The organism is Streptomyces sp. AM 4-1-1 (genome assembly GCF_029167625.1).
GTDB lineage: Bacteria > Actinomycetota > Actinomycetes > Streptomycetales > Streptomycetaceae > Streptomyces.
This window is the reverse complement of the sequence record NZ_CP119146.1, coordinates 249,672-265,681: the sequence shown is the minus strand read 5'-3', so window position 1 is coordinate 265,681 and position 16,010 is coordinate 249,672. Positions and strand designations below refer to the sequence as shown.

At 70.1% G+C, this 16,010-nt stretch carries 12 protein-coding genes; all 12 read left to right on the top strand.

Annotated elements, in window-relative coordinates; all coding sequences use genetic code 11:
• The first annotated feature begins 988 nt into the window (after positions 1–988).
• The 12 genes from PZB75_RS31865 (at position 989) to PZB75_RS31810 (ending at position 15,988) form a co-directional block, all read left to right on the top strand.
• Positions 989–1,987 carry a hypothetical protein gene (locus tag PZB75_RS31865; RefSeq protein ID WP_275539171.1) on the top strand — a complete coding sequence of 333 codons (999 nt, stop codon included), beginning with the start codon at positions 989–991 and terminating at the stop codon, positions 1,985–1,987.
• Positions 1,988–2,167: 180 nt separating this feature from the next.
• Positions 2,168–2,434 (top strand): hypothetical protein, encoded by a 267-nt coding sequence (locus PZB75_RS31860; protein WP_047181773.1) that lies wholly within the window; start codon positions 2,168–2,170, stop codon positions 2,432–2,434.
• A complete protein-coding gene (locus PZB75_RS31855) occupies positions 2,431–3,549 on the top strand; it encodes a conjugal transfer protein (RefSeq protein ID WP_275539170.1) in 1,119 nt (372 codons plus the stop codon). The genes PZB75_RS31860 and PZB75_RS31855 overlap by 4 nt, the downstream gene beginning before the upstream one ends.
• A gap of 17 nt (positions 3,550–3,566) precedes the next feature.
• Positions 3,567–3,911, top strand: a complete 345-nt coding sequence (locus PZB75_RS31850) for a hypothetical protein (protein WP_275539169.1) — start codon at positions 3,567–3,569, stop codon at positions 3,909–3,911.
• Positions 3,908–4,471, top strand: a complete 564-nt coding sequence (locus PZB75_RS31845) for a hypothetical protein (protein ID WP_275539168.1) — start codon at positions 3,908–3,910, stop codon at positions 4,469–4,471. Before PZB75_RS31850 ends, PZB75_RS31845 begins: the two co-directional genes overlap by 4 nt.
• Before the next feature lie 42 nt (positions 4,472–4,513).
• Entirely contained in the window at positions 4,514–7,117 is a 2,604-nt protein-coding gene (locus tag PZB75_RS31840) for an ATP-binding protein (RefSeq protein ID WP_275539167.1), read from the top strand.
• Positions 7,114–9,561 (top strand): hypothetical protein, encoded by a 2,448-nt coding sequence (locus PZB75_RS31835; protein WP_275539166.1) that lies wholly within the window; start codon positions 7,114–7,116, stop codon positions 9,559–9,561. The genes PZB75_RS31840 and PZB75_RS31835 overlap by 4 nt, the downstream gene beginning before the upstream one ends.
• Positions 9,562–9,636: 75 nt before the next feature.
• On the top strand, positions 9,637–10,308 hold the full coding sequence (locus tag PZB75_RS31830) for a hypothetical protein (protein ID WP_275539165.1): 672 nt from the start codon (positions 9,637–9,639) through the stop codon (positions 10,306–10,308).
• Positions 10,301–11,758 (top strand): peptidoglycan DD-metalloendopeptidase family protein, encoded by a 1,458-nt coding sequence (locus PZB75_RS31825; protein WP_275539164.1) that lies wholly within the window; start codon positions 10,301–10,303, stop codon positions 11,756–11,758. The genes PZB75_RS31830 and PZB75_RS31825 overlap by 8 nt, the downstream gene beginning before the upstream one ends.
• 223 nt (positions 11,759–11,981) lie before the next feature.
• Positions 11,982–12,467, top strand: a complete 486-nt coding sequence (locus tag PZB75_RS31820) for a hypothetical protein (RefSeq protein ID WP_275539163.1) — start codon at positions 11,982–11,984, stop codon at positions 12,465–12,467.
• 33 nt (positions 12,468–12,500) lie between these two features.
• The gene (locus tag PZB75_RS31815; protein ID WP_275539162.1) at positions 12,501–14,978 is read left to right on the top strand and encodes an ATP/GTP-binding protein; all 2,478 of its coding nucleotides are present in this window, start codon (positions 12,501–12,503) and stop codon (positions 14,976–14,978) included.
• Positions 14,975–15,988, top strand: coding sequence for a replication-relaxation family protein (locus PZB75_RS31810; RefSeq protein ID WP_275539161.1), 1,014 nt, complete (start codon positions 14,975–14,977; stop codon positions 15,986–15,988). Before PZB75_RS31815 ends, PZB75_RS31810 begins: the two co-directional genes overlap by 4 nt.
• Positions 15,989–16,010: the final 22 nt, after the last annotated feature.

Genomic DNA, 16,010 nt, shown 5'->3' with positions numbered 1-16,010 from the left:
ACCCTGGCCGGCAAGGGGTCTCGGCTGTCGGCCCCGGCGCGCGCGGATCACCGCGAAGGCGACGGCGCTCGGCAGGTCCAGCCAGAGCTTTCGATGGCGTCCATCGCGTGGGACGGGTGGATGGGTGGGCGGGCCGAGGGGTGGCCAGCGCGTGGTCGTACGCAAGCGTCGCGACGAGCGGTCTATCGACTCGAGGGCTCCATCCACTGCCGGTGGCCTTCACCCCACTCCGATCGGAGCGGAGCCCACCCCCAACCACCTCCCCCTGCAGACACCCCCTTGACCACTCCGCCCACCCTGTGACCACGGCCCCTTGCCCACCCAGGTATCGGAGCGGGCCGGGCCTTCGGGAGGCGGCACGTGCCGCCTCCCGGCGGGCGGCTTCTGGTGACGCCCTTCCTGCCCTGCCCACCCCTTGACCGGGCTCTCTTCCACCCCTTGACCATGGCCTGGGCAACTGCCATTTCCCCTTGACCTCGACCCAGGTCAAGGGGAAATGGCACGGGCGCTTCCGCCCCCGCCGCCGCGGAGGCTGGCGCACTTCACCGGCACCGGGGGCCGGTCCAATGAGGCCGGGCAGTGCCCCTCCCAGCGCGCACCGGAGCGGTACAGAACGACGTCCAGATGTGATGGCAGCCCGCGGGTCTCGACCCGAATTGGCGATGGCGTCCATCGCGGCGGCGATGGGTGGGAGCGCCGAGTCCAGTAGGTGGCCGGTGGGCGGATGTACGCAGCCCTTCAACGAGGCCGCGATCCATCCACTCGGTGGGCTCCACCCGATCCAGTGGGTGAGCCGGCGTCGACCCCGAAGTCCCTCCACTGCCAGTGGCCCCCACCCGGTGGGCACCGCCCCCTTGACCACTCCGCCCACCCCTTGACCACGGCCCCCCTTGCCCACCCGGGCCACCCAGGTGCCGAGGCATGTTTCCCCTTGACCTCGTCGCGCCGCGAGAGCGGTCAGACCGCGGTCAAGGGGGGTGTCGGGAGTGTGAGCGCCATCGAGACCAGATGGCGCGAAAGGACGGACACGGACGTGGCCACCACCCAGCACACCCCGGCACTCGACTCCTCCGAGTCCACAACCCGCTACGACACGCTCACCGTGATGAACCGCGACTGGGTCGCGCTCTGCCGCGACCTCCGGGCGGCCGACCGCGTGACGGCGTGGGCCGAGGAGCACCCGGACCTTGCCGGAGCGGCCGGTCCTCAAGACGTGGTCGACAAGATCTCCGCCTACCACCGCTGCGGGGACCTGGACGGCCACGACCGCGTGATGCACCTGCTGGTCGAGCGAGCCGGCGGGATCGGCTTCGACGCCCACCTCGCATGGCGGGTGGCCGTGCGAGTCCTGCTGCCCAAGGCAGTCTTGATGGCGAAGACGCAGCGGAGGTCCTACGGCCTGCCGTGGGACGACGTGTGCGCGACGGTGCTGGGCGCGGCATTCGAGGTCGTCCGCACCTACCCGCTCGACCGGCGGCCGCGGCGGATCTTCAACAACCTCGCGCTCGACACCCTGCAGCTCACCCGCCGCACTCTGGCCGCCTGCCTCGACGACGTGGAGGACGTCCAGGAGTTCGCCGCCGGCGTCGCGCCCCTGGCCGAAGCCGAGTGCCACGCCCGATACGCGCACGTCGTCTCCAGCGAAGACCCCGACACCCCGCACCGCACGGTCGAGCTCGCCGACCTGCTGGTGCGGGCCGCCCAGATGGAGCTCGTCGACGTCAACGAGCCAGCCCTGTCGCGTCACGAGACGCGGACGGAGGTCCTCGACCTGCTGCTGTGGGCCGTCGAGGTCGGAGCGCTCAAGGAGTTCGAGGCTCAGCGCATCGCCCGGTACTACCTGTCCACCTCGCAGCGCCCCGACCAGCGGCACATGACCACCCGGTCCATGGGCCACGAGGGAGACCTGCTGCGGCAGCACGCCAGCCGTGCCGTTCGCACACTGCGCGCGAAGTCGGACCTCGCGCAGTACCGCGCTGCGGCCTGAGAGCCGCCGGCGCCCCTCGGATCGGGCGCCGCAGAAGTTGCTCGAAAAAACCTCGGCCTGACTGTCACACCGCGCGCTTCCTCAACACCTGTAGCAGGCGAGAGGGCCGCCAGATCGGTCCAGCCCCACCTGAACGCCCCGCCCCACCCTTTCGACTCCGGGAGAACCGACGTGACCACGATGTCCCCGGCCAGCACCGGCCGACAGCTGCTCGACGCCGACGAGGCCCGTGTGGCCCGTGCTTCGCGCGAACTGACCAAGATCGCCGCTGCTCTGGTGAGCCGGCCGATGGACCGTGACCTGCATGAGCAGATGCGTGCCTTCCTCGACAGGGAGTCGGAGGCATCTCTGGCGTCGTGGGACGTGCTGCTGCAACGCACGCCGGACCAGCTCAAGGAGCGCATCTCAACGGTCCTGACCGTCCAGGCCCTGCGGACGGCGTCGTGAAGCGGCAGCGTCGGCCGCGCACGGCGGCCAAGAAGCAGCTCGTCGAGGCGGAAGCCTGGGACGACGAGGTCGAGGAGCTCCGGGAGACGTCGGCGGACGAGCCGGATGAGACCGGGTGGAAGACGAGCACGGCCCAGATGGCTGGCCTCTCCCGGCTGGTCCGTGCCGGTGTCTGGGTGCTCGTTGTCTCCGGCCCGGTCCTCGGCGCACTCGCGTTCCTCTCCTCGTCCGCTCCCGCCCAGGGCGCGGCCAAGCCGGTCGCCGCGGCGTCGCCGGCATCACCGGTCGGGCCGGCCGGCTTCGCCGAGCTGTTCGTCGCCGCCTATCTGCAGGCCGGCCAGGGCACCGAGCGGGACCTGGCACCGTACTACTCCGGCTCCGTCGCGCTCGCGGTCAAGCCCGGGACCCGTACGGCCACGCAGTCCACTGTGATCGCGTCCCGCGAGGTTCAGCCCGGCTACTGGTCCATCACCGTCGCCGCGGACGTCACCGCCCACGACGACAAGGGCATGTCCAAGCGGCTGGGCATCCAGTACTTCCGCGTCGGGATCCAGGCCACCGGCCCGGCTGGTGCCGGCGGCACCGAGCCGGGCGCCACCGCCGGCTACGCAGCGACGTCGCTGCCGTCGCAGGTGGCCGCGCCCACCGCGCTCAAGCCGGGCGGCCTGGCGTACGAGACCGACCGCGGCTCGAGCAGTGCAGACCCGTCGGTCGAGACCTCTCGCGGGTTCCTGGCCGCCTACCTCACCGGTACGACCGAGCTCGACCGGTACACCTCGCCCGGTACGCGGCTCCAGCCGATCAGCCCTGCGCCGTACGCCGCGGTGAAGGTCACCGGCGTCCAGGACGACTCGTCCGGTTCCGGCCAGCAGAAGGTGCCGGCCGACGGCACGGTGCTGCACCAGCTGGTCCAGGTCGATGCCACGGACCAGGCCGGCAGCCCGGTCTCGCTGAGCTACGCGCTCACCCTCAAGTCCCGCGCCGGCCGCTGGGAGGTCGCGTCCGTCGACGACGCCCCGGCGATCCGCGCGAGCAGCCCGCCCTCGGCGGCGCCGCACACCACCACCCCTAGCCCCGACGCAGCTGCGGCAACTCCCTCGCCGTCGAACTCCTGAAGAAAGAGGAAACGTTCATGCACACCCTGGCAGCAGCAGCCAACCCGGACCACGTCGTCCTTGCCGGCGACGTCCTCGACTGGGCCAACACCAAGACGGGCCAGGTTCGCGCGCTGGTTCTCACCGTGGCCGCGCTCATGGCGATCATCGCCGTGCTGATGGCCTGGTGGAAGACCCGCTCTTTCGTCGGCACCCTCGTGGCCTTTGTCCTGGCCGCCCTCGTGCTGTGGGGCATCAGCAACCTCAACGTCCTGCAGACCAAGGTCGGCTCGGAGATCAACGACACCGCGGGCTCGGCCTCCGTCGTCGACATCACCGGCGGCGCACCCGCGCTGGCGGGTGAGGGCCGGCGGGTCGCGTGAGCGCCTCGGAGGAGGAGCTGGTCGGGCACTCGTACACGCGAGCCCGTCGGCACCCGCTCGTCATTGGCAAGCTCCCGGGAGCCGGTCGGCTCCCGGGAGGGCCCTACACGATCACCCAGGTCATGACGATGGTGATCAGCTTCGGGCTCCTCGTCACGACCAGGGACCTGTGGGCCCACTTCGGCGCCATGAACTTCATCCTCATGGCACTGATCCCGTGGGGTCTGGCCTGGGTGCTGCGGTACGCGCGGCTCGACGGCCGGGACCCGGCCCGCGCCGTGCGCAGCCTGCTCATCTACTCCTCCACTCCGGCCCAGGGGCGCCTGGCCGGCAAGCCGCAGCGGGCCGCTCGACCGCGACTGGCCACCGCCACCTGCACGGTGCGCGTCCGGTCCGCCGAGCGGCCCGCCCCGGCGGCCGCCACGAAACCTGTCCCGCAGCCCGCTCCCGCAGCCAGGCGAAATGCCCGCCCGGTCCCGGTACCAGCTGCAGCCACGGCGGGCCGGACAGAGCCGAAGACCGGGCTGCAGGCCCTCCTCGCCTCCCTCGACGAGCACTGATCAACCGCCTCGTCCCACCACCCGCACAGAAGGAAGAACCCCATGCGTCTCCCCGTCCGGCACATCAGCGGCCACCTGATCTGGACCACCGCCGCCACGGTGTGGGCGGTGTGGCGCGTCGACACCGAGAACTACACCCACGCCAGCAAGTCCACAAAGCGCGAGCGGCTGGACGCCCTGGAGTCCCTCTTCAAGTCCCTGCGGGGCGAGGCCCTCCTGCTCAGCCTGTGCCCGAGCGTCGACGCCGCGTCGGTCGTCACCCGCATGACCGCCGGCGTCGACCTCGACGCCTCCCCCGAGTACGTCGACCTGGCCCTCAAGGTCCTCGACCAGCTCCAGGACCTCGAACTCACCGGCCGCGTCGACTTCCTCGCCGTCCCCCTGCCCCACCTCGACTTCAAGCAGAGCACCAAGGCCGTCTTCTCCTCCCTCCAGGTCGAGGTCATGGGCGCCCTCGGCCTGCCGGTCGCCCCGATATCCCTCGCTGAGGAACGCCAGCGCCTGGAGCAGGCCAACCGCCTGGCCGCCGGCTGGCCTTCCGGCATCAAGATGCGTCCCGCCACCGAGGCGGAAATCCTGTGGATCTACGGGCACAGCGCTCGCCGCGGCCTCGCCGAGCCGCTCCTGCCCGAGGACGGCGCCCCGCGCGCCCTGCGCGGCCGCGGCCACACGGTGACCGCCCACACCCAGGTGATCCTGGACGAGGGCGGCCGCGGCACCCGGGCCTCCAAGGGCCCCACCAACCCCTTCAAGCGCCGCTACCTGCGCGCCACCAGTGAACACGGAGACTCCTACCAGGCGTTCTGCGTTCTCTCTGAGATGCCGGAAGCCTTCCGGTTCCCCGGCAGCGAGTACCTGGCGGCGCTGGACGAATTCAACTTCCCCGTGGACTGGGCCGTCCGGCTGAACGTCGAGGCCGGCTCGAAGGCCGAGCCGAAGAGCCGGCGCCAGCAGCGCGAGCTCGCGCACCAGCGCGGCGAATACGACGGCGAGACCTCCGGCGTGCCGGCCTCGCTCGACAAGGCGTCCTTCGCCCTGGACGAGTACCGCGACCGGCTCACCGCCTCCAGCACCGAGGTAGAGATCCGCGCCACCGTCGCCACCTGCGTGTGGGGCACGACCCCGGAGGAGGCGGATGAGAAGGCGACGTCGCTGGCCAACCACTTCGGCGGCAACGACTACACGCTCGTGAGGCCCACCGGCGACCAGGTCGCCCTCTTCCACGGCATGCTGCCGGGTACCAAGACCCCGGGCCCGATGCTCGACTACACCCAGTACCTTCTCGCCCGCGACTTCGCCATGTCGATGCCGTTCTGCGGTGCCGGACTGGGCGACGACTCCGGCAGCCTCTTCGGCCTCCAGCTCAACGGCGGCGGCGTCCGCCCCGTTCTCGTGGACTTCTCCCACGGCCCCCGCGTCAACGCCTCCGCGTCCGCGGCGTTCGTCGGCGAGCTCGGCTCCGGAAAGTCCGTCGCGATGAAGTGCGCGATGTACAGCATCCTGACCACCGGGCACCGCACCGGCCGGCGCAACTCCCGCGGCCGCGCCCTGGTCATCGACCGCACGCCACAGCAGGAATGGTCGCGGTTCGCGCTCGCGTGCCCCGGCACGACGCAAATCATCAACGTCGACGAGAACGCCGGCGTCAGCCTGGACCCCCTGCGCGTCTTCCGCGGCCCGCGCGCCGCCCGCTACACCGAGTCCTTCCTCACCCCGCTCCTGGACATCGGCTCGATGAGCATCGAGGGCATCACCCTCGCTGAGGCGATCGAGGCCACCCGGCTCGGGCCCAAGCCGAGCATGAACGCGCTGATGAACACGCTCGCCGACCGTGCCCGCACGCCCGACCCGGAGGAGCCGAACGACAACGCGGTCCGCGCCACCGCCTCCGAACTCGTCCGGAAGCTGCGCTCGCTGGCGAAAAAGGACCTCGGCCGCACCATCTTCGACCAGACGCTTCCGGTCGTGCGGATCACCGACTCCGACAGCATCGTCTTCGCCGTCGACCGCCTGGGCCTGCCCACCAAGGAGGAGCTCTCCGAGCACCGCCTCCCGAGCCTGGAGGTCGAGAAGCGGTTCGGCTGGCGGCTGATGTACCTGATGACGGCTCTCTGCCGCGAGATCGCGTTCGCCGACCCAAACGAGTTCGCTGGCGTCTTTCTCGACGAGTGCTGGTGGCTCACCTCCTCCGCCGAAGGCTCCAACCTCATGCTCGAGCTCATCGCCGACGGCCGCAAGCACAACGCCGGTGCCTTCGCCGGCAGCCACGACCCCTACGACATCGGCCCCAAGTCCGAGATCGGCGACAAGATCCGGGCGCTGCTCAGCCACATTTTCGTCTTCCGCCACCGCGGCAAGGCCCTGGCCGCGCGGTGCCTGGAGTTCCTCGACCTCGACCCGACCGACGACGAGATGCTCAAGGTCATCACCGAGAACCTCTCTCCGCTCAACGTCAGCGAGACCGAGCGCGCCCTGCGGGCCGGTGAAGGCCTGTACCGCGACCTCCGCAAGCGCATCGCGGGCATCAAGGTGCTGATCCCGGCGGACGAGAACGCGGCCGCCGCGATCACGACCACACCCGGGCAGGCCACCGAAGAGGACGACGAGGCCGTGGAGTTCGCCAAGGCGGACGGAGCCCTGGCATGAGTCGCATACAGGGAAGGGGCATCAAGCGGCGCCTTGGTCTGATCGCCGTTCTGCTGGCCGTGTTCACCGTGGTGCTGGCCCCTGCGGCGACGGCGGACCCGTCGCCGTCGCCCAGCACGTCCGCCGGCCCGGCCGGCAAGAACTTGAACCAGAAGCCCAAGGACGGCAGCGACGGCCTCCTCCAGCCGTTCAACGTCACCGACAAGGACGGCGTCCCGATCAGCTCCTACACCGTCAAGACAGACACGGGCGGCTGGAAGGACATCGACCTCAAGATCTGGAACATCGTCGCCCAGCTGCTCTTCGGCGTCTCGAAGTGGGTCATCGGCTTCACCTGCTGGTTGATCAAGTGGGCGCTGAACTTCGGGCTGGCCAAGGTCATGATCGGCCCCGTCGAGGACATCTCCAGCACCATCAAGAGCCAGGTCATCGACAGGCTGGGGCTCCCCGGCCTGTTCCTGACGTTCGCCAGCTTCTACTGCGGCTGGCTGATCCTGTTCAAGGAGCGCTCGCGCGGCTTCGCCGAGATCGGGGTCTCCCTGGTGGTCGCGGCGCTGACCACCACCGTGCTGGTCTCTCCGGCCCAGGTGCTGCTCGGTCAGCACGACCAGGCGCAGCCGCAGGGCTCCACCATGCTGCTCTCGGAGGAAGGTCTGCTGGGGAAGTCGAAGGACTTCACCCTGGAGGTCGCCTCCATCGTGCTGGCCGACGACCCCGCGAGCGCCCAAGGCAGCGCAGACCCCAACAACGTGGCCAAGCCGATCACCGACGCCCTCGTCGAAGCGTTCATCGTCAAGCCCAACCAGCTCATGGTGTACGGGCAGACCTTCGACGGAGCGTGCGACAAGGCGTTCCGCGAGTTCAAGCTCGCCGAGTTCAACCTCGACCAGCTCGGGGTGAACTACTGGGAAGCCGCGATGATGGACTCGGTCTACGACACGAACTTCATCGGGCAGCTCACCGAGAACTCGGAGAAGTTCGAGGCCGCATGCGGGGACGTGAAGCCCAAGGCCAAGCGGGCCTCGGCCGACCTCGCCTTCTCCGCTCTGTTTGTCGCGATCGCCGCCGTCATCGTGGCCGTCCTCATGATTCTGGTCACCGGCACGTTCCTTACCGCGCAGGGCTGGCTGGCCTTCGAGGCGATCCGCGGCCACTGGGCCCTCACGGCCGGCATCCTGCCCGGCGGTGGCCGCGCCACCCTGTGGCGATGGTGCTCCGCGATCACCAAGGCCGTCCTGGGCATCATCATCGCCATTCTCTTCCTGGCGATCTTCATCCTGATCATCTTGGCCCTGATCGCCGCGGACACCGGCGACGTCCTCGCCGTGAAGTTCATCGTCATCGACGTCACCGCCGTCGCCGGTCTGGCCGGTCACAAGCGCATCAAGCAGACCGCCCAGAGCATCGCGGTCAACCTCAATCGCAAGCTCGCCAACGCCCGCGTCGGCGGCGCCGGCCGCCGGTCCGTGTTCAGCAGCCCCGGCCGTTACGCCGAGACCGCCCCCGGCCTGAAGCAGATGTGGGGCGAGGCCCGCGGCGAGGCCCGGCGCGTGAGCAAGCCCGTCGGCCAGGGCCTGAAGGCCGCCAAGAACACCTGGGTCGGCTCGCCGCAGGCCAATCGCAAGGCCAGCCGGCTGCGGACCGCGGCTCGGCTCGCCACCAACGCCGCCGCGGCCGTCGGCACCGGCGGCGCGAGCACGGCCGCGAAGGTGGCGGCGCAGCAGGCGGCCAAGCAGACCCTGAAGAAGCGGCTTGCCACGGCCGCGGCGAACAAGATGTCCCAGACCCGGGGCGGTAGGGCCACCATGGCCACCGGCAAGGCGGCCGCCGCCACCGCCAAGTACGGGGCGAAGGCGACGAAGTTCGCCTTCATGGCCACCGTCGGCGCCCCCGTGGGCGTCCCGCGCGGCGTTGCCGCTACCAAGCGGGGCACAGCCGCGGCCACCGCCCGTGCGGGGCAGGTGCGCGACCAGCTCAAGGCCGTCAAGGAACGCACCGTCGACAAGAAGGTCCAGGAGGCCAAGGACTTCGGAGCCGAGTACAAGCGCAACGTCGCCACGGCCAGCAGGTTCGTCGCGCAGCAAGGGACGAAGGCGCAGGTCAACCTCGGCTTGGCACAGATCCAGTCGACCCCCAGTGCTGCGACTCCTCCCGGCCCCCGGGCCGGCGCCATCGCGCCGAAGACCCTCGGGGGCGCGCCGTCGGCGGCCGGAGCCAAGACGCCCGGCAAGCCCGCGTCCAAGTCAGCCGGCGCGAAGACACCAAGTTCGATGAAGCCCCCGGCCGCCGGGCCAACCGCGGTGCCGAAGATGCCGACCCCGCCCACCCCTGCGCCGCCGACACCGCCGGCTGCGAAGAAGTCGACGCCGGCCAAGCCGCCGGCTCCGCCCCGGGCCATCCGGCGCGCCACCCGGCCGCCCGGCCCGCCCAGGCCCCGGCCGTAACCGGACTGCGGCCGGGGTCCACCAGGCCCCGGCCGCCCAGATCACCGCACCAGAACCACCTCACGGGGGACCCCCATGCCCAAAACCGATGTCGCGCGTGTCCGCGCCCAGCGCGGAACGATCGCGCTGTTCGCCGCTGCGGCGGTCCTGGCAGCTATCGGTGTCGCCCTCTTCCTCGGAATCGGTGATGCCGATCGTTCCGCGGCCCCGCACTCCGCTCCGCGCACAGCCATGCCCTCGGCAACCACCGGGAGCAGCTCCGGCAGTGCAGACCCGGCGACAGCGTCGCCCGTCGCCGAGCCGACCGAGTCTCCCGCCGCCTCGGCGCCGAGTCAGCTGCCCGCTCCCATGCAGGAGGCAGCCCGGGCCTTCACGACCGCGTGGGCAAGCCACGACGCCCGCCCCGGTCACGACACCACGTACGGCGACGCGTCCCGACGTGCCGCCGCCCTTGCCGACGGTGATCTCGCCGATGACCTGCGCAGCCACACCAGCGGCAGCGCCGGCGGGCGGCAGTGGCAGGACTGGAAGGACCGCCAGGTCCAGGTCACCGTGACGGTTCTGCGGGTCTCACTGCCGGACGGGGCGCCCGCCCCCACCGAGGACTCCGGCTTCGCCCGTGTGCTCTACAAGCTGACGGAGACGCCGGCCAGCGGCCCTGCCGTCGCGTCGGAAGAGCACGTGGCCCTCAAGCTCCGCCGTACCGCCGACGGGAGCTGGCGCGTCGTCGGGTTGCCCAATGTCTGAACAGGGCGAGCCCAAAACCCTGCGCCGAGTGCTGATAGCGGCCTTCCTCTCGTGCCTGCTCGGTCTCGGTCTGATCATGGCCGCGGTGCTGGCACTGACGTCGGCGATCGGTGAGGACAACACCAGCGACGCACTGGAGAACGCCGGGTTCGGCGGCGGCCTGTCGGACACCAAGGACATTCCCGACTGGCTGCGCCCGATCATCCTGGACGCGGTACGGGACTACGGCTGCGCCGAAGTCACACCGTCCCTGATCGCCGCCCAGCTCTACCAGGAGTCCACCTTCCGCAAGAACCCACCCGACGGCGGAGCCGGCGCACTGGGCATCGCCCAGTTCATCCCTTCCACCTGGGCAACGGAAGGCATCGACGCCAACAAGAAGGGCGGCGCGGATCCGCTGGATCCTGAGGATGCAGTCCCGTCGATGGTGTCTTACGACTGCAAGCTCGCCGATGAGATCCGCAGTGTGCCCGGCGACGTCGTCGACAACATGCTCGCCGCCTACAACGCCGGCGGGTACAAGGTGAAGAAGTACGGCGGGGTCCCGCCTTACGAGGAGACCAGAAGGTACGTCCGCGAGATCCGCGACCGGGCCGAACGGTGGGCGGCGCCGATGGACGGCAAGGTCTCCGGCGGTCTCGACAAGGTCGTCGCCGGTGCCAGAGAGGCCCTCAACACTTCCTACCTGTTCGGCGGCAGTTGCAAGCCGAACTTCACCGGCGCCAACCGGTGCGACTGCTCCAGCCTGGTCAAGTACGCCTGGAGCAAGGTGGGCGAGAACCTCCCCCGCAGCACCTACGACCAGGTGAAGATCGGCAGCAAGGTGAAGTCGGTGAACGACCTGCGCCCCGGCGACCTCATCTTCTCCGACGGCAGCGCCTCCCGCCCGGAGCACGTCGCCATGTTCATCGGCGGCGGAAAGGTGATCGACGCGCCGCACACCGGCGCCAAGGTCAGGATCAAGCCCCTGTCGTACTGGAAGGACCGGATTCTGATCATGAAGCGTCCGGACTACACCGAACCCGCCACCGGCGGCAGCTCGGGCAGTTGGGTCGCCCCGGTCGCCGACAAGCACATCGGCACCGGCTACCGGGTCTCAGGGTCGATGTGGTCGAGCGGCTACCACACCGGTATCGACTTTCCGGTGCCCACCGGGACCGCGATCCGTGCGGTGGGCCCGGGAACCGTGGTCACAGCCGGCTGGAACAGCGCGTACGGCTATCAGGTGGTGATCAAGCACGGGGACGGCATGTACTCGCAGTACGCGCACCAGTCCTCGCTGGCCGTGGTCGACGGCCAGAAAGTGAAGGGCGGCGACCGGATCGGCTACTCCGGCGCCACGGGCAACGTCAGCGGTGCGCACCTCCACTTCGAGATACGCACCGGGCCCGAGTACGGATCGGACATCGATCCGGTGGCCTACCTCCGTGGTCACGGCGTCAAGATCTGACCCGTCGGCCGGCGTCATGTGCCCTTGCGAGGGGTCGTGCCGCCGGCCGGCGCAACCTCGCGAAGAAATTCTCAGCGGAGTGTCACACCGAGCCGGATCTCGACACCTGTAGCAGGTGAAAGGCCCGTTTGCTCTCTGGAGGTGCCGCTGTGCTCCCGACTTCCCCCGTGCCCGCTCCGGCCGCCGCGGCACCGCCGCTCGCCTCGTCCTCAGGCGGTGGGCGATGAACACGACCGATCTCGTCGACGGTGCGATCGGCTTCCTCGGGGACCTTCCCGGCCATGCCGAGCGGCTGACGGACACGGTGATGGCCAACGCCTGGTGGGTCGCGCTGCTGGCCCTTGCTGTCGGTGGTGCCGCTGCCGCAGTCCGCTGGGCCCTTTCCCGCGGCCCGATGTCCGAGCGAACGGTTCTGGAGGTGCTGCCGACCACGGGCTTCGACCCGAATCCGGAGGAGGTCATCCGCTTCGGACACCAGATGGCCCGCGCGCACAAGAGCGTGTCGCGCTGGCTCGTCTCCTCGACCCGCACCAGTGCTCTGCGTGTCCGCTTCACGTGCTCCAACGGATCGCTGTCCATGAGGGTCGAGGGCCCGGACCGGGCGATGTCGGTGCTGCGCCACCAGGGCTACGCCCAGGTCGAGATGCGGCCCGTGGAGGCAGACGGCCGTGCTGCGCGCGAACGGCCGCAGATCCGGCTCGGCTCCTGACGCCCTGCGACCCACACCACAGACAGGTAGATCATGACCATCGCACCAGACACGACCGTCGCTCCGCCCGTCGATCTTGCCAAGCCTGAAGCGGACGACCGCGGCAAGTCGGCTACCCGGGAGATGCACTACGCCCGCGCCGAGCTCGCCCTTGCCCTCCCTGACCACCTCGCCCTGCGCGAAGTGCCGCTCACCCCGGATCCGCTCGAGGCACTGGCCAACGCGGTAGCCGACGTCCGCGAGGACCTCGGCGAGAGCGCCGACGTTGTCCTGGACCTCGTTCCCGTCACTCCGAACCGTGTCAGCAGCCGCCGCCGGCGCCTGCTGGCCCAGGCCCGCCGCAACCCCTCCGACGGGCCGGCCATACCCGGCATGCCGCAGCAGCGCACCAACCGGTTCGGCTTCGACCTCGGGCAGGTGATGTCCGAGATCGCCACCGAGATGAAGGGCAACCAGGGCGGTGGCGCCCGCCAGCGCCCGCACCACCAGCAGCAGCGTGCCCACCGCGTCACGGACATGAAGGCCGCCATGGGCAAGCTCGTCCCCGGCGCCGAACCCGTCTTCTCCATGCAGATGCTCGTCCGCACCTGCGCACGCGACGAGTACCGGGCCCGGATGCTGCTGGACCAGGTCCTCGCCGCCCTGGAGCCGTGGTCCGGCGACAACCACCTCCGCCCCGTCGGTCTCCACCTCGGTGTCACCCGCGTCCGTGCGGACCACTGGATCTACCGGGGCAAGTTCGACCGCCGCTTCGAGACCGGGCTCTTCGTACCGCGCCGGCACTCCTGGGTGACCGCCCAGGAGATCGCCGGGCTGCTCAAGCCGCCCACCAAGCACAACATGGCCCCGAACATCACCCGCTCGGGCGGGGTCGTCCCACCGCCCCCCGCAGCGCTCCCGACGTGGACGGGCCAGCGCGGTCTGCTGCCCCTGGGGTGGGTGACCAAGTCCGGCGGCGGGGAGCGCCTCGCCGGCGTCCCGCTGAAGTACCTGCTCTTCGCCCTCTTCCTCGGCAAGTCCGGCTTCGGCAAGACCGAGATGTCGCTCGTGCAGGCGATCGCGATCGCCCACGGCGGGTTCGGCGTGCTCTTCCTCGACCCCCACGGTGACGGTTGGACCCGTGCCCGGCCGTACCTTGCGCACAAGGAACTGGCTGACCGGATCTGGGAGATCGACCTCACGAGCCCCGAGCTCGACAAGATGGTCGGCTCCTGGAATCCGCTGTCCATGGAGCGCCGGCGCGAGGCCGAGATCCCCGACATCGTCCAGTACATCGTCACCGGCTTCTCTGCCGCAGTGGGCTGGAACGATGCCTCAGCCCGCGCCAAGACCATCTTGACCCGGGCAGTGGAATCCCTGGTGTACCTGTCATGGCAGGTGTGCCGGGCCGGAAGGCCGGACCTGGCCCCCACTGTCTTCCAGATCCGCACGATCCTCACCGACGACGTATGGCGCATGACTGTTCTGCCGTACCTGCCAAAGGACGTACGGGACTTCTGGGAGCAGACCTTCCCGGGATACTCCAAGGAAGCCATTCCGATCGTCATCGGCATCATCGAACGACTGTCCTCCTCCAACGCCGTCAAGGCGTTCCTGGGATCGAGCCGCTCGACGTACGACATCCGGCACGCCATGGACACAGGGAAGATCGTCTTCGTCTGCCCTGCCGGCACCGGCGACGTCGACCGCATCATCAGCTCCCTGCTGGTCTACGACCTCTTCCGCGCCGGCCTCTCGCGACGCGACACCGCGCCCGACCAGCGGCGCGACTTCTACGCCTTCATCGACGAGTTGACGAGCGTGGACGGCGCGGCCAAGGGCACCCTGGCTCAGATCACCGAGCAGTTGCGCAAGTACAACGTGAAGCTGCTTGCCATGACGCAGATGGCGCAGCGGTTGAGCCCCACCACCAGGCAGGGCCTGCTGCAAAACCTGTCCATCCTGTCGACGACCGCCTCCGACGTCGACGAGGCCGCCTTGGTGACCCGTCGCTGGGGCAAGAAGGTCGCCTCCGACACCATCGTCCAGCTCAACCGGTACAACTACGTGATGTCCGTGACGCTCGAAGGCGGCACGACCGATCCTTTCCGCGTCCGGGGCGCCTCGGTGGAGGACCTGTACGGCGACTACTACCGGCCGCAGAACGAGGAGCGGCTGGCGCGAGCCATCGACGAGAACCTGCAGCGGCGCTCGGTCCGCGACATCCTCACCGACCTGCGCCGCCTGGACTGGCGGCTGCGCCGGTTCATCGTCACGCTCGACGTCCCACCGGACGACGACCCCTCCGACGTCGACCTGCCGCCGGACGAGCCCGACTTCCGCGAGACCGCACCGCGCGCCCCCCAGGACCCGAACGGACCGGCCAACGGCTCCACATCCGGCGGCGGGGCGGCCAAGCCGCGGGTCCACGACAGCGAAGGCCCCGTCATCAGCGGCACGGACCCGGCCCCGGCCGGTGAAGCCCCCGACAACGTCCACCCGATCAACCCCAACCAGTCGAGGCTCGGATGACTGTCCCCCCTGTCGAAGCTGCCGCACCAGCACCCACGCGCAGCTTCCACGCGATCGGCAGTGAGGTCCTGGGGCTGCTGTACCAGCACCGAGTGCTCTCCACCCAGCAACTGCACGTGCTGCTGACCCTGCCCGAAAAGCGGCCGGCCCGTCCCGTGTACCTGCGCTGGCAGCTCGGCGAGCTGCACCAGGCCGGGCTGGTCGACCGGATCCGAGCCCAGGGACCCGGCGGCCGCGGGCGGGTCCGGAGCCAGCCCTTCCTGTGGTTCCTCACTGACGCCGGCGCCGCGTCGGTGGAGGAGGCCGGAGAGCTGCCCTCCCGGCCGTACCGGGTCTCGCCCGAGTCGGTCGCCGGTGCCCGGCAGGCGCACACGCTCGGCGTGAACGAGGTCGGTGTTGCCTTCGTCGAGTGGGCACGCCGGCTCGGCCACGAGTGCGGTCCGCTGGACTGGACCCCAGAGGTCGCCAACCGGATCCGTGACGGGCAGCGCCGCTTCGAGGACGACCACGTCATCAGCGACGCCGTCCTCAACTACGTGCACATGGAGCGTGGTGGCCGCCGCACGATGCTCAGCTTCTTCATCGAGTTCGACCGCGCCACAATGACCTCCGCGCGGCTCGCCGCAAAGTTGCAGGCGTACGGCCGGCTGTACGAATACGTTCCGCAGAGCGCGGACCGCAGGCGCCGGACCGTGAACGCGACCCGGCCAGCGTGGATGTACAACTACCCGGTCTTCCCCCGAGTCCTGGTGATCCTTGATGCGGCACCACCGAAGGCCGGGGAGCCCGACCGGCGCCCGCAGCGCCTGGCCGCGCGCACCGAAGACCTCTACACGCGCGCCAGCGCGGATGTCCGCCTCGGCCGGCTCAAGGGTGACATCAGCATCGGCGTCACCACCCTGCAGCAACTCCAGGAGCACGGGCCCTTCGCCCCGATCTTCACTCCGCTGCTGCGCGGCACGCCGTCTGCCCGCCCTGCCCCCACCGACCTCTACCTGGCCACGAAGTGACCGGCCGCGCCCCGCGGCCCTG

Coding starts and splice junctions, on each gene's coding strand:
- PZB75_RS31850 (WP_275539169.1), top strand. CDS start 3,567: ATGCACACCCTGGCAGCAGCAGCCAACCCGGACCACGTCGTCCTTGCC.
- PZB75_RS31815 (WP_275539162.1), top strand. CDS start 12,501: ATGACCATCGCACCAGACACGACCGTCGCTCCGCCCGTCGATCTTGCC.
- PZB75_RS31835 (WP_275539166.1), top strand. CDS start 7,114: ATGAGTCGCATACAGGGAAGGGGCATCAAGCGGCGCCTTGGTCTGATC.
- PZB75_RS31840 (WP_275539167.1), top strand. CDS start 4,514: ATGCGTCTCCCCGTCCGGCACATCAGCGGCCACCTGATCTGGACCACC.
- PZB75_RS31820 (WP_275539163.1), top strand. CDS start 11,982: ATGAACACGACCGATCTCGTCGACGGTGCGATCGGCTTCCTCGGGGAC.
- PZB75_RS31825 (WP_275539164.1), top strand. CDS start 10,301: ATGTCTGAACAGGGCGAGCCCAAAACCCTGCGCCGAGTGCTGATAGCG.
- PZB75_RS31830 (WP_275539165.1), top strand. CDS start 9,637: ATGCCCAAAACCGATGTCGCGCGTGTCCGCGCCCAGCGCGGAACGATC.
- PZB75_RS31860 (WP_047181773.1), top strand. CDS start 2,168: ATGTCCCCGGCCAGCACCGGCCGACAGCTGCTCGACGCCGACGAGGCC.
- PZB75_RS31810 (WP_275539161.1), top strand. CDS start 14,975: ATGACTGTCCCCCCTGTCGAAGCTGCCGCACCAGCACCCACGCGCAGC.